Origin of the sequence: Acinetobacter sp. 742879, from assembly GCF_000588535.1 — a bacterium.
Taxonomy (GTDB): domain Bacteria; phylum Pseudomonadota; class Gammaproteobacteria; order Pseudomonadales; family Moraxellaceae; genus Acinetobacter; species Acinetobacter pittii.
Genome location: NZ_JFYC01000015.1, coordinates 76,317 through 90,179 on the forward strand (window position 1 = coordinate 76,317; position 13,863 = coordinate 90,179).

Annotated in this window: 15 protein-coding genes and 1 rRNA gene; 9 read left to right on the forward strand and 7 right to left on the reverse strand. The window is 38.6% G+C overall.

Annotated features, from left to right (window positions below):
- Positions 1 to 21 precede the first annotated feature (21 nt).
- The 4 genes from J690_RS19765 (at position 22) to dinB (ending at position 4,101) form a co-directional block, all read left to right on the forward strand.
- Positions 22 to 645: an LOG family protein gene (locus J690_RS19765; protein WP_032037755.1), complete on the forward strand. Its 624-nt coding sequence runs from the start codon at positions 22 to 24 to the stop codon at positions 643 to 645.
- A 172-nt stretch (positions 646 to 817) separates the two neighbouring features.
- Positions 818 to 2,209: a multidrug transporter subunit MdtD gene (gene mdtD / locus J690_RS19770; protein ID WP_032037757.1), complete on the forward strand. Its 1,392-nt coding sequence runs from the start codon at positions 818 to 820 to the stop codon at positions 2,207 to 2,209.
- A gap of 76 nt (positions 2,210 to 2,285) precedes the next feature.
- A complete protein-coding gene (locus J690_RS19775; protein ID WP_032037760.1) occupies positions 2,286 to 3,044 on the forward strand; it encodes a glycoside hydrolase family 25 protein in 759 nt (252 codons plus the stop codon).
- A 1-nt stretch (position 3,045) separates the two neighbouring features.
- The gene (gene dinB / locus J690_RS19780) at positions 3,046 to 4,101 is read left to right on the forward strand and encodes a DNA polymerase IV (protein WP_032037762.1); all 1,056 of its coding nucleotides are present in this window, start codon (positions 3,046 to 3,048) and stop codon (positions 4,099 to 4,101) included.
- Positions 4,102 to 4,105: 4 nt separating this feature from the next.
- Here dinB and J690_RS24065 read toward each other — a convergent pair whose 3' ends face one another.
- Entirely contained in the window at positions 4,106 to 4,222 is a 117-nt protein-coding gene (locus J690_RS24065) for a hypothetical protein (RefSeq protein ID WP_081310191.1), read from the reverse strand.
- A gap of 193 nt (positions 4,223 to 4,415) precedes the next feature.
- On the opposite strand from J690_RS24065, the gene J690_RS19785 reads away from it, so the two are divergent.
- Positions 4,416 to 4,769, forward strand: coding sequence for a RidA family protein (locus J690_RS19785; RefSeq protein WP_002121652.1), 354 nt, complete (start codon positions 4,416 to 4,418; stop codon positions 4,767 to 4,769).
- 147 nt (positions 4,770 to 4,916) lie between these two features.
- On the opposite strand, the gene J690_RS19790 is transcribed toward J690_RS19785, so the two are convergent.
- The 4 genes from J690_RS19790 to J690_RS19805 form a co-directional block, all read right to left on the reverse strand.
- Positions 4,917 to 5,417, reverse strand: coding sequence for a DUF2726 domain-containing protein (locus tag J690_RS19790; protein WP_002121669.1), 501 nt, complete (start codon positions 5,415 to 5,417; stop codon positions 4,917 to 4,919).
- A gap of 314 nt (positions 5,418 to 5,731) precedes the next feature.
- Positions 5,732 to 8,110, reverse strand: coding sequence for a YgiQ family radical SAM protein (locus tag J690_RS19795; RefSeq protein WP_017400141.1), 2,379 nt, complete (start codon positions 8,108 to 8,110; stop codon positions 5,732 to 5,734).
- Between the two features lie 212 nt (positions 8,111 to 8,322).
- Positions 8,323 to 9,582 (reverse strand): esterase-like activity of phytase family protein, encoded by a 1,260-nt coding sequence (locus J690_RS19800; RefSeq protein WP_032037764.1) that lies wholly within the window; start codon positions 9,580 to 9,582, stop codon positions 8,323 to 8,325.
- 150 nt (positions 9,583 to 9,732) lie between these two features.
- Positions 9,733 to 10,137: a helix-turn-helix domain-containing protein gene (locus J690_RS19805; protein ID WP_032005802.1), complete on the reverse strand. Its 405-nt coding sequence runs from the start codon at positions 10,135 to 10,137 to the stop codon at positions 9,733 to 9,735.
- Between the two features lie 81 nt (positions 10,138 to 10,218).
- On the opposite strand from J690_RS19805, the gene J690_RS19810 reads away from it, so the two are divergent.
- The 4 genes from J690_RS19810 (at position 10,219) to J690_RS0104695 (ending at position 12,416) form a co-directional block, all read left to right on the forward strand.
- Positions 10,219 to 10,704: a DUF2938 domain-containing protein gene (locus tag J690_RS19810; protein WP_032037768.1), complete on the forward strand. Its 486-nt coding sequence runs from the start codon at positions 10,219 to 10,221 to the stop codon at positions 10,702 to 10,704.
- 18 nt (positions 10,705 to 10,722) lie between these two features.
- Entirely contained in the window at positions 10,723 to 11,289 is a 567-nt protein-coding gene (locus J690_RS19815) for a flavodoxin family protein (protein ID WP_032037770.1), read from the forward strand.
- A gap of 4 nt (positions 11,290 to 11,293) precedes the next feature.
- On the forward strand, positions 11,294 to 11,527 hold the full coding sequence (locus tag J690_RS19820; RefSeq protein WP_032037774.1) for a DUF2798 domain-containing protein: 234 nt from the start codon (positions 11,294 to 11,296) through the stop codon (positions 11,525 to 11,527).
- Positions 11,528 to 11,807: 280 nt separating this feature from the next.
- Complete coding sequence (locus J690_RS0104695) at positions 11,808 to 12,416, forward strand: lytic transglycosylase domain-containing protein (RefSeq protein ID WP_081405253.1); 609 nt, start codon at positions 11,808 to 11,810, stop codon at positions 12,414 to 12,416.
- 55 nt (positions 12,417 to 12,471) lie between these two features.
- On the opposite strand, the gene cysK is transcribed toward J690_RS0104695, so the two are convergent.
- The gene (gene cysK, locus J690_RS19825; RefSeq protein ID WP_032037780.1) at positions 12,472 to 13,470 is read right to left on the reverse strand and encodes a cysteine synthase A; all 999 of its coding nucleotides are present in this window, start codon (positions 13,468 to 13,470) and stop codon (positions 12,472 to 12,474) included.
- Between the two features lie 123 nt (positions 13,471 to 13,593).
- A 5S ribosomal RNA gene (rrf, locus tag J690_RS19830) occupies positions 13,594 to 13,708 on the reverse strand.
- Between the last annotated feature and the right edge of the window lie 155 nt (positions 13,709 to 13,863).

Consider the following 13,863-nt stretch of genomic DNA (forward strand, 5'->3'; position numbering starts at 1 on the left):
TGATAAGGTAAAAATAAAACAATGAATAGCGTATTAACAATGGCAGTAAATGATTTACCAATAACAGCTGTAAAAACAAAACAACCTCTTATTGCATTATATTGTGGTTCACGTGCAGGAAATAACCCAATCTACCGAGAAAAAGCAATTGAACTTGCTCATGGAATCGCTGAACAAGGCTTTGGATTAGTCTATGGCGGTGCCAGTATTGGCTTAATGGGACAAGTCGCAGAGAGTGTTCTCGCAAACGGCGGAGAAGCTGTGGGTGTGATCCCTGAATTTATGCTTGATTATGAAGTCGCACATGCAGGCCTAACTGAATTACATGTCGTAGAAACCATGCATGAACGTAAAGCCATGATGGCAGAACGTGCAAGTGCATTTATTGCGTTGCCGGGTGGTTTAGGAACATTTGAAGAAATATTGGAAATAGCCACTTGGGGCCAACTCAACCAACATCAAAAGCCCATGATTTTATATAACGTAAATGGCTTTTATAACGCACTTATTGCCCAATTAGACCATGCAGTTCAAGAAGGTTTCCTTCCCCTTCAACATCGAGCTAAATTAATTGTATGTGATGATGTTGATCAAATTTATAACGTCATTAAAAACTTAAAAATGCCAAAAAGATTTGTTGTCTAGTTGTCCACCTACTCTCCATAAAAAAAGCGGTTCTGCCGCTTTTTTTGTTTTAACTATTTTCACCTCTACCTTCAAAAGAACTTAGATTTAGTAAAGGGGTATTCAACATTGGCTTACTTCTTTTAAATTCAATTTGTTTTACACTAGACCAAAACGTTAATTTTCAAATGTTATGAATGCCACGCCGACTCACCAAGCCTTGCAACCCGAATATCGCTTACTCGTTCTTTTGGTTTCCATTGGCTTTTTTATGCAGGCCTTGGACACAACCATTGTAAATACCGCGATTCCTGCAATGGCTCATCATCTAAATGAAGATCCTTTACGCATGCACAGTGTAGTGGTGGCCTATGTATTATCGGTTGCTGCCTGTATTCCTCTAAGTGGATGGTTAGCAGACCGCTTTGGTGTTAGAAATATTTTCTTGTCGGCAATCGTAATTTTTACTCTGGCTTCTTTAGGTTGTGGTCTTTCTCAGAGTCTCAATCAGCTGTTATTTTTCCGGGTCATCCAAGGCATAGGCGGCGCCTTATTACTCCCTGTTGGCCGATTATCACTTTTAAAAATTATTCCTCGAACTCAGTTCTTAGCTGCGATGAGCTTAATGAGCCTTGCGGGTTTACTGGGGCCTTTGGCTGGTCCAACTTTGGGCGGATGGTTGGTTGAAGTTGCAACTTGGCACTGGATTTTTCTCATCAATATTCCTATGGGTATACTTGGCATATTAATGACACTAAAAGTCATGCCAAATGTAAAAGAACCTTCAGTCAAAACATTCGATTTGGGTGGCTTCATCTTATTAGTCGTGGCCATGATTGGATGGTCTTTAGGGATCGAACACCTAGCCTCACCTGAATATTCAAAATGGTTTAGCATTTCATTATTAGTCGTCGGAATAATAGCAACACTATGGTATGCCTATCATTCACATACTCATCAAAATGCGTTATTTCGTAGCCGACTCTTTAGAAACAAAATTTATGCGATTGGTATTTTAGGTAACTTCTTTGCCCGCTTTGGAGGTAATGCTTTGCCTTTTGTTTTACCACTCATGCTACAAGTTGCTTTTGGTTTTGAACCCTTTATTGCAGGTTTAATGATGATTCCCTTAGTCTTAGGCTCATTATTTTCAAAGCCAATTGTCAGACCTATTATTCAAAAAATTGGCTACCGACGTTTTTTACTCATTAACACAACATTAGTTGGGCTATGTATTGCCTCTTTTGCAATCATGACCGTCGATACTCCAACTTGGTTTAGAGCCTTGCACTTTTTCTTGTTTGGCACATTAAATTCACTGCAATTTGTTGGCATGAATACATTAACCTTGAAAGACTTGCCTCAACAAGATGCGAGTAGCGGTAATAGTTTCTTGTCGATGATCATGATGCTATCAATGAGTATTGGTGTGGCGCTAGCAGGTACCCTCATTAATATTTTTACTAATTATTATGGTGCAGACCACGTGACAACAGCGTTTCATGTCACTCTCATTTGTCTCGGTTGTATCAATGTCATTACTGCTTTTATTTTCTGGCAAATTCCAAAGGATACGTCTGTATAAGCGGTTGCATTTTTAGCATGGTTTCTCGCTCGCGAATCACGCTATGATGTCGACTTCAAATTTTAACGAGTTTTGAATGAGCAAACTGGCTAAAACTTTTTTCACATCACGGCACAATACTCTAATCGGAATTGGCTTAGTTTGTGTTATGGGAGTCTTAGCTTATTTTGGTCTGTTCTATCAACAAAAAGCTGTTGCGCAGGATTATCCGGTGCAAGGGTTCGATGTTTCTCATCATCAAGGTGATATTAACTGGAAAAAAATATCACCGGAAAAATTCCAATTCGTCTATTTAAAAGCGACTGAAGGCGGCGATTACAAAGATTCAAAATTTCAGGAAAACTGGCTCAAGGCACGTGAACATGGTTTTCATGTAGGCGCTTATCACTTTTATCGTCTATGCCGTGATGGTAAAACGCAAGCAGATAACTTTATTTCGGCTGTACCCAACAAAGCCGATGCCCTTCCTCCTGTTGTCGATCTAGAATATGACGGTAACTGTATTAATGCGCACACCAAAGAACAATTACTTAAAGAAATAGGCATCATGCATGACCGCCTAAAACAGCATTATGGCAAACAGCCTATCTTTTATATTTCCAAAACTTTTTACCACATTGTATTAATAGGAAGTTTCCCTGATACACCGCTTTGGGTCAGAGATTACGAAGGAAAACCTGAGCTAAAAGACAAAAGAAAATGGCTCTTTTGGCAGCATAGTAATCAGGGTAAAATTGAAGGAATCACAAAGTCTGTAGATCTCAATGTTTACGAGGGATCTGTCAAACAATGGCATCATTTTTTACAGCAGCAAGGCATCGTGAAAGCACAATAATATGCGCAAAATCATTCATATCGATATGGATGCCTTCTATGCATCGGTCGAATTGCGAGAGCGTCCTGATCTAAAGCATCTTCCCGTCGTTATTTCTTCGCATCATCCGCGAGCTGTGATTGCTGCTGCCTCCTACCCTGCCCGTGAATTTGGTTTGCGTTCTGCCATGTCGATGAGTCAGGCAAGAAAACTATGTCCTCAAGTTGTCATTATTGAACCAAATTTTGAAAAATACCGTACGGTTTCCGCTCAAATTCACTCGATCTTTCAGCAATATACGCTACTTATTGAGCCTTTATCTTTAGATGAAGCTTATTTGGATGTCACTGAAAACCTAAAACAGATTGCAAGTGCAACTGAAGTTGCTATGCACATTCGAGAAGATATTTTTAGATTAACTGGGCTTACTGCATCGGCTGGGGTAGCACCGAATAAGGTTTTTGCAAAAATTGCTTCCGACTGGAATAAACCGAATGGTTTATGTGTAATCAAACCTTCGCAAGTTGCTACTTTTATTCAAGACCTTCCGCTTAAAAAGATTCCTGGTGTAGGCAAAGTCACTCAAGAAAAATTACAACAGCTTCAGCTACATACCTTAGGTGATTTACAGAAAATTGAAGAAGCTGTTTTGGTTCACCACTTCGGTAAATATGGACAACAACTCTATCTATATGCTCAGGGCATTGACCATAGACCTGTTCAAGCTGAAAGAGCTCGCCAACAAATTTCGAAAGAGACCACTTTTGACAGTGATTTTACTTTGGCTCAATGTCAGCCCTATTGGCAGGGATTAGCTGAAAAAGTGTGGCAAACACTAGAGAAAAAACAACTCAATGCACGTGGTGTGAATATCAAACTTAAACTCAAGAATTTTCAGACTTTACAACATAGTAAAAGCTTTAAAAGACCGATCCAGTCGCTACAGGACTTAATCCAAGTTTTATTTTTATTATTAAATGAAATGCAGATTCCCGAACATTTCCAGTTTCGCTTGATTGGTATAGGCGTTTATCAATTACAGACCCAAGCTGATGACTTCCAGCTTAACCTCTGGTAATTGACTAATTTTCACTCAAAAGAGCAACTTTTAAACAAAATAGACTCCCTTTTACTAAAACTTTAGAGTAACCTAATCCACGCATATTCATTACCCATGTATTTGCAACATGCCAAAGCAACCTTTACTTTCGGCATATCGTCCTGTGATTGGCGTGACGACCAAATCCGAATATTGCAGGGCTCTTCTGATACATGGCTTAATTATTCCTTCCTCACAATAATCTACTGAAATTCTTTTCTACTTGCTTGCACCGACCTAGCAACTCTTCATAAAATCAAAACTATTAAATAAAGCCACTTTAGAGCATTTTTATGACGGTAAAGCGTTTACACGTTACTTCACGCTACTGCGAAGTTGCGATTTCAGGTAATTTGGTACACCTAGCTGGGCAACTCGCAGATGATACAAGCGCAGATGTCACAGGGCAGACTCAACAAACTTTAGATAATATTGACCGTCTATTGGCAGAAGCTGGAACAGATAAAACCCATATTCTTTCTGTCATGATTTTCTTAAAAGATATTGAAAAAGATTATGCAGCTATGAATGCGGTTTGGGATGCATGGATTAGCGAAGGGAACCCACCAGCACGTACATGTGTAGAATCAAAACTCTATGCGCCAGATGTGCTTGTAGAAATGACGGTTGTTGCGGTACTTCCATAATTTTTATAATTATAAATCCAGATAAAATTGAGCAATATCTTGGGTGATATTGCTCAATTTTTTAGTAATTTTAAAATTTTGAATTTCAGCATTTTATTCAAATCTTCTTAAATGAGCTCTCAGATCAATTCTGCTAATGTCGAATTTTTAAGGCTTCACAAAAGCGTTTGACATTCTTTCTAGCTGGGGTGTCGCATGCAAAGTTGCTAATTCTGATTCAGGACTCAATAAGTCTCTTCTTAAGTCATGATAATCAGGCACACTACTATAATGAAGCACACGATAGCCAGCCAATTGTAATAGGCGACGCTCATATTGTTGATGCGCTCGGCGTAAACCGTTTTCCCCTAGAACAACGACTACAATTACCTGATAATTTTGATCAAGCACAACAAAATCAGCTGACATATTTTGATATTTACGACGTGTATGCGCGTATTTTGTAGTTAGAAGTGCATCAAAAGATACATGCGCTAATACGGTAAATTTGGGCAAAACAGTTTGTAGTCTGGTTAAGGTCATTTGCTCATGGCTAGTTAACACTGCACGGCGCTTTAAAGCACTATCATGTTGATGCCTTCGTGACAGACTTTTCACTGCCATAACAACAACCAAAAATAATAATAAGATCGTGATTAAATAATACATGGGCCTAATCCTTTAAGTTTTTTATAATGATTTTGCTAGATCACACTTTGTTTTAATTGATAACGACACAGCCGTTTTTTAAAAGGTTCACTCAGTAATTTCACTTGTAGTTATCAAGCTTGGCTTAATTTTAGCCACCCTCACATTATTTATAATCATAGAATCAATAACAATCAAGTGCAGCTCGTCAGATTTTGGCTATTTATCATTATTCGTTACGTTTTTTGTACTTTAAATCCTCAAAAATCTCATTATACGATTTAAATAGAGTCATAAAAAACAAAACAGGCTCTATTTAAGAGCCCGTTTTATCATTATCCACGAACTTTAGATTTAGGTTTGCTTTTCCCACCAAACGGTCTTTTTTCTCCTGTTTCACGAGGAGGTAAACCAGTATGTTGCGTTAGAACCTGTCCTTTTTGTGGACGCTTTTGATTCGAATGATTATTCGTTTGCTGGTTATTTCGTTTAACCGAATCGCCTGCTGTAGACGAATTTTTCTTACGAGCAGACTTATATTCCCCTTCTGTGCCTTTTGGCTGATAAGTCGGAATTAAATGCTGCTTCGAATTACCAATTAAATCTGCACGCCCCATCTCTTTTAAGGCCTCACGAAGTAATGGCCAGTTGTTTGGATCATGGTAACGCAAGAATGCTTTATGCAGACGACGGCGTTTCTCGCCTTTTACAATATCAACTTTTTCAGTATATCGAGCTACTTTAGCAAGCGGATTTTTACCCGAATAATACATGGTTGTTGCCGTTGCCATTGGTGATGGATAGAAAGTCTGTACCTGATCGGCACGGAAACCATTCTTTTTCAGCCAAATTGCAAGATGCATCATGTCATAATCTGAAGTACCCGGATGCGCAGCAATAAAGTAAGGAATTAAATATTGCTCTTTTCCTGCTTCTTTACTGAAACGGTCAAACATTTGTTTGAAACGATCATACGTACCAATACCCGGTTTCATCATCTTAGATAACGGACCTTGTTCGGTATGTTCAGGAGCAATTTTTAAATAACCACCAACATGATGTTGTACTAGTTCTTTTACATATTCAGGGTTGAGTACCGCAAGGTCATAGCGCAGACCAGAACCAATTAGAATCTTCTTCACACCTTTAATAGCGCGCGCTTTACGGTAAAGCTGTACTAAAGGCGCGTGATCGGTATGTAAGTTTTGACAAACACCGGGATAAACACAAGAAGGTTTACGACAGTTTTTCTCAATTTCAGGATCTTTACAGTGCAAACGGTACATGTTTGCTGTTGGGCCACCTAAATCTGAAATAATGCCTGTGAAGTTTGGTGCCGTATCACGGATTTTTTCAATCTCACGTAAGATCGAATCTTCCGAACGGTTTTGAATAATACGACCTTCATGTTCTGTAATCGAACAGAACGTACAGCCGCCAAAACAGCCACGCATAATGTTGACCGAGAATTTGATCATATCAAATGCAGGGAAACGCGCATCACCATAAGTAGGATGTGGCAAACGTGCATAAGGTAAATCAAACACATAGTCCATTTCCTCAGTAGTTAGAGGAATTGGAGGTGGGTTAATCCACACATCACGCTCACCATGGCGTTGCACCAACGCACGGGCATTACCAGGGTTGGTTTCAAGGTGCAAAATACGGTTTGCATGCGCATAAAGCACTTGGTCATTCGCCACTTCTTCAAAAGAAGGTAAGCGAATAACCGCCAACTCTCGTGGTGGTAATTTGTGTTTAATTGCTTTTGATGGTGCTGGCTTTAATTGAACGATTTGAGTGTCATCATCGAGTTTGTCGCCTTCACGCACAATCGGATTTGCAACAATCTCTTTTTGGAAATTTTGATACTGAGCTAAAGAGTTACCCTTTTCTTTTTCAACCTCACAGCCATCAATATCTTCTGTCATGACATATGGGTTAATAATTGGATCAACACGCCCAACCGTATCTACATCATTACTCGCAACTTCAACAAACTTTGCTTTTGATGCTTTGTTATGTTTATTAATAATAAATGCCGTACCACGAACATCAGTAATCTCGTGGATTTTTTCACCTTTAGCCAAACGATGCATTACATCAATAATGGCACGCTCACCATTACCGTACATGAGCAAATCGGCTTTTGAGTCCATCAAAATCGAACGACGGACTTTATCTGACCAATAATCGTAGTGTGCGATACGGCGTAAACTGCCTTCAATACCACCCAATAACACAGGTACATCAGGGAATGCTTCTCTACAACGTTGGCAATAAACTGTTGCTGCGCGGTCAGGACGTTTATTCGGTTCATTGTTTGGAGAATATGCATCATCCGAACGAATTTTACGATCTGCCGTATAACGGTTAATCATCGAATCCATATTACCTGCGGTTACACCCCAAGCAATCGTTGGCTTACCTAAAACGCGGAAGCTTTCAACATTGGTCCAGTCTGGCTGCGCAATAATTCCGACACGGAAACCTTGTGCCTCAAGCACACGTCCAATCACACCCGATACAAATGATGGGTGGTCGATATAAGCATCACCACAGACTAAAATAAAGTCACACGCATCCCAGCCGAGTTGGTCCATTTCTTCTCGTGACATCGGCAAAAATGGCGCTGGTTCAAAACACGACGCCCAATATTTGTCGTAATCAAACAGCGCTTTGGGCGCAGTCTGCATGGTGTAGGCAGTAGACATGGCTTGCGAATCTCGGCTAGCAAATGGAGGAGAGACATCTAAAGATGAAAGCCGATCATTTTAACATGAATTTCATTCATTTTCCCTGTTTATAAAACATGCGAAAACAACAATATAGAAATTAATTTGATTAAAGTTTATTCAATATTTTATTCTTGTAATAAATACGGCGGAACAAAATCCGCCGCAGTTTAATTTTTTATTTATAGTGCTTAGAACAAAGCTTTTGGCAAACGAATCTGAATAATCTCGTTATCGTCAGCCAGTTTTGCGTTACGTCCTGTCGAACCAGGGAAGTTATTATCATTGAAAACTGTCAGCGTTGTACCATTTTCAATAATCACATCTTCGATCGTCTCAAATGGAAAAGCAAAAACCTGCCCCGTACCAATATCCCCTGCTCTAGCTGTGCCATACAACATATTCGGGTTAGCAATTTTAATTAAATCGACTAAATCTTCACGGCTAACTAGTTGACCTGACTCATTTAATTTAATACGAATTAATTTTTTATAGCCGCCTAAATTATTCTGGGTGGCATCACGTTCAATAATGATCCCTTCTTTATCATTAAAGAGTTGGAAGTCACCAATATTGGTTGCCTTACTGTCTAACTGGAACCAATAATATTTTCCTGTATACGCTTTTTTCTTCACATCAAATTGAGAAATCAATAATTGTCTTTCCGTTTCTCGAATTGATTTAATTGGCTTTTCTATAAGAGAGTAAAGATACTGCCCATCTGGCGAAATCGCCATTCCTTCAAAACCGCCACTTTGTTGAACTAGAGGTTCTACAAAATTAATTTGTGCTTTATTAAACTGATTTTGTGGTGAACGTAATTCTTGAGTCGGATTTAACGGATTTGGCAGAGCAATCGGTGCATCTAATAACACGCCATCTGCTGAGAAATGGAGTAAATATGGACCAAATTCATCTCCAATCCAGTAGGTCCCGTCACTAGTACGCTGCATCGACTCTGGGTCAAAATCAGCGCCCGTTAATAAACGCTCAGGTGTATTACCATTGATGATATTAAATGGAATTAATTTATTCGGATCACGCAATTGGATAAAACTTTGTACAGTAAATTGACCGGTGCCTTTAGTTTTAGTTTTGAAATCAGGCTTTATTTTATAAATACGAAGTAAAAAGTCTGATGAATTATCTTGAGTGCCAAAACCATTATCGGCCATTGCCATATAACTGCCATCTTCATTTTTTAATGCAGCTGAAAAACCTTGTACAGGTTGACCTTTAAATGGAGGATAAATTCCATTTGCACCTTTCACATATGCGCCAGAGTCTGGACCAGCAGCATAAGTTTCTACAGGTAACTTAGCAAAAGAAATTAAGGTTGGTTCGGTAACGTTTTCAGTAGGTGATGTTTGTTCTTGATCATTATCATCATTACATGCCGTCAATCCTAAACTGGCACAGCATAATAATGCGACTAAAGTTTTTTTGCTCATGATTTTATACATTTGGTAAAAAATTAAGCAAATTTAATCAAGCTTATATGAAATTTTTACTTCAAAAAGATGAAATCTTTATGGCGAAAATATGACAAGACTAACTATTTAATACAACCTCAAAAATTCGACCTCTTCGCTAAGAACTGATTAAAGTTTTGTTGGCTGATATTCTCCAGCAATTGCTGCTTTTAAAAATTTTTGGAAAGTTGGACATTCCATATGATTTTCAGCAGGACATACAGCAGCATGTTCTAATCCTTGGCTGATAAAATGCAATCGTTTTGCCATTTGCTCTAACTGTTCAGCTTTATCTTTTAATTTTTGCCGATCAAGTTCAGGCTTACCATCTTGTCCAAACATTGCAGCAATCTCATTTAAAGAAAAACCCGCAGCACGACCTAAAGAGATTAATGCCAGTTGATCAATGACCTGCTTGCCATATTGTCGACGTAAGCCTTGCCGCCCTATCGATTTAATTAATCCCTTCTCTTCATAAAAACGTAGTGTAGCCGTTGTGACTTTTGCCTTTTTAGCAACTTCACCAATATCCATAATAACCTCTTGACTTCAAGTGAACTTGAATTTGCACAATAAATTTATCACGTTTCATACGTATAAAAGCAAGGTGTAAAAATGAATACCTCTACGTTGTTCTTTCAAGCTTTATGTCTTGGTATTGGTGCAACTATATTTATGGATATCTGGCTGTTCATATTAAAGATATTCAAAATTCCGACCTTAAATTTTGCCTTCCTCGGCCGCTGGGTTGGTTGGATATTTCAAGGGAAACTTATCCATCAATCTATTGCAAAAAGCCCTCAAATTAAGGGTGAGTATTTATTGGGTTGGATTGCTCACTATAGTGTTGGGATTATCTTTGCATTGAGTTTTCTTTTCATTATTGGTTCAACTTGGCTTAGCCAACCTCAGTTTTATTCAGCACTTCTATTTGGTGTAGTCACCGTTCTCATTCCATTTTTTATTATGCAACCTGCGATGGGTAGTGGCTTTGCTTCATCAAAAACACCCCATCCTTTTTTGAACTGTCTAAAAAGTTTAATGAACCATAGTGTTTTTGGTTGTGGCTTATATCTCACTGCAAAACTATTTCAAATTTAAAGAAAAAGGAGACTGCTCATGAAAACTGTTGCCATCATTTACCATAGCCGCCAAGGTCACACCCAATTTATTGCTCAGCAAATTCAAACTGGTATTTTGCGCCATAAAAATATGAAAGCAGATTTACTCAATGCCGAAGATTTCATCGATAGCCCAGAAATTCTTAACCAATATGACGGCTTAATTTGGGGGTCTCCCACTTATTTAGGTGGTGTATCTTCCAAGTTAAAACAGCTCATGGATGCAACAGGCCCTTTATGGAAAAAACAGAGTTTTAAAGGAAAATTGGCGGCTGGTTTTACCGTTTCATCTCTTCCCGCCGGTGATAAACAATCGACGTTAATTTCGATTTTCACCTTTTGTATGCAACACGGCATGTTATGGGTCGGTAATCCAATCATGCCTGAACAGCACCAAGGCATTCCTTATACGCAAGCAGCCAATCGTCTCGGTTCATGGTCAGGCTTAATGGCTCAAGCTGAACATGGCAGTAATGCAGATGGTTTTGATGAAGGAGATATTAAAACTGCTCAACAATTTGGAGAAAATTTTGCATTGACCTTAAATGCTTATCAAGGAATATAAGGCCATGAAAGCACAGAAACTTTTATTCCTCTTAATTTTATCAGGAATGATGTCTTTTATAGTTTCAGGTATTTCAACTTTCAAGGCTGTAGGGCTAAATCATCACTTTGTTTCATTATGGTTATCGGCTTGGGTCATTGCATGGATATTAGCTTTCCCAAGTGTATTGATTTGTGCTCCTATAGCCCAGAAATTAGTCGACATCATATTTAAGAAAGTTGAAAAAATACGCCTGTAAGTTAAAACGTACAAAACTTGCGGTGATTTGCGGATATTCAGCTTTAGTATTTTTTCATAGTATATAAATCATAGAGAGACAGGATGTCTCATTGAAGAAGAATAAGAACGCAGGAAGCGGTAGTTGACAGGAGTTAGCTACATAAAGCTGAATACGAAGAAACCTCGACAGGATGTCGGGGTTTTTTCATTTCAATTATACAAAATTCTTACTTTATAGATGTGCTGAGCAACAGAACTTATATTGATCCGATAAGTACGGCTGAATACCATCATTTCATTTGAAATTTGATTATTGGTTTTGTATTTTGCTTACCTCATCTTTAGCTCAAGATCATTTTGAGCCATCAGAATTACACCGCCTTAGCCTCAAATTTTTTATTATTGTATTGATGACAATAATGACAGGGTGTACAAGCTTAGGACCTAACAGTGGCTCATTTTCTTGGCGCTCAAATAAACTCTCATCTGGCTTACAAAAAGCTTATTCTGTTCCAGCGAGCACAGCCAATCGGCTATCTCCAATGATTATTCAAAGTGCTGACCAATATAATGTCCCCCCTCTTTTACTCGCAGCAGTCATCAGGCAAGAGTCTAGTTACAATAGTAATGCTCGCTCTCCTACTGGCGCCGTCGGTTTAACTCAAATTATTCCAAGTTATTGGCAACAAACTTGTGCGGGGAATTTATATGATGAAGCCACTAATATTCAATGTGGTGCTTATATCTTAAATCACTATTATCAGTCAGCTGATAGTTGGTTCAAAGCAACAGCTTATTATAATGTGGGACCAACTGGATATGAGCGAAGCTTCTGGACCCGACACAAAGCAAAAAAATATGCTCGATCTGTGAAACGTCATCAGAAAACTTTAAAAAGTGCATTATAAATTAAGTTCGAATAAAAAAGCCCATCTATTAATGGGCTTTTTTACATAGTTAATTTTATTCGTCAAATAAACCTTCAAATAAAACAGAAGATAAATAACGTTCTCCACTATCAGGAAGAATAACAACTATTGTTTTACCAGCATTTTCAGGACGCTCTGCAATTTTAGCTGCAGCAGCCAAGGCAGCTCCACTTGAGATACCTACCAAAATACCTTCTTGAGTTGCACAGTTTCTCGCCCATTGAATTGCTTCTTCACTACTCACTGGTAAGACTTCATCAACCAAATCTAAATCAAGATTTTTTGGAATAAAGTTTGCACCAATCCCCTGAATTTTATGGGGTGCAGGCGTAATACTTTCACCATTTTTAGTTTGAGTAATAATTGGAGACTCAGCAGGTTCAACTGCTACTGAGTACAATGGCTTATTTTGGACCTGTTCAAAATAACGAGAAATACCCGTTATCGTACCTCCAGTACCTACGCCAGCAACTAAAATATCAACCTGCCCACCTGTTGCTTGCCAAATTTCTGGGCCAGTTGTGTCCACATGAATTTGTGGATTGGCTGGGTTTTCGAACTGTTGAGGTAAGAAATAAACATCTGGTTGCTCAGTTGCTAATCGTACCGCTTCATCAACCGCACCTTTCATCCCTTTCGCCGGTTCAGTTAGAACTAAATTAGCACCTAAAGCTTTTAATACTTTTCTACGTTCAAGACTCATGCTGGCTGGCATAGTCAAAGTAATTGGATAACCCTTCGCTGCCGCAACAAAAGCCAATGCAATCCCTGTATTACCACTAGTTGGTTCAACAATATGCATGCCTTCTTTCAACACACCTCTTTTTTCTGCATCTGCAATAAGTGCAGCCCCAATACGGCATTTCACAGAAAAGGCAGGATTACGACTTTCTACTTTTGCTAATACAGTTGCACCAGTTTTAATTAAACGGTTGATACGAACTAAAGGAGTATTACCAATAGCTTCTGCATTATTTGAATAAACTGCGATACCTAAATTATTGGGTGTTGGGAATTGTTGATCGGTAGACATGTTATATCCTTATTAGACTTGATATGAATTTCTTCCATTATAATCATATAAAGAATTATAGGTATAAATTCCACACATAAAGAAACCCCCCCATTCATTAGAATGGGGGTGTTTAGAATAATGAGCTGGCGATGACTTACTCTCACATGGGTAACCCCACACTACCATCAGCGCTAAGAGGTTTCACTTCTGAGTTCGGGAAGGGATCAGGTGGTTCACTCTTGCTATGGTCGCCAGCACAACTGGTATGGATACTTGCTTCGTTTTATTCACTGTGTGATACGTTGCGTTTTCCAAATCTTTACAGATGGGCTGATTGGTCTGATTTTTCGTTGTTCATTTTAGCTAAGTGTTTAACTAAATCAAGTTGCTTTGCATGTTTATGAATCGATT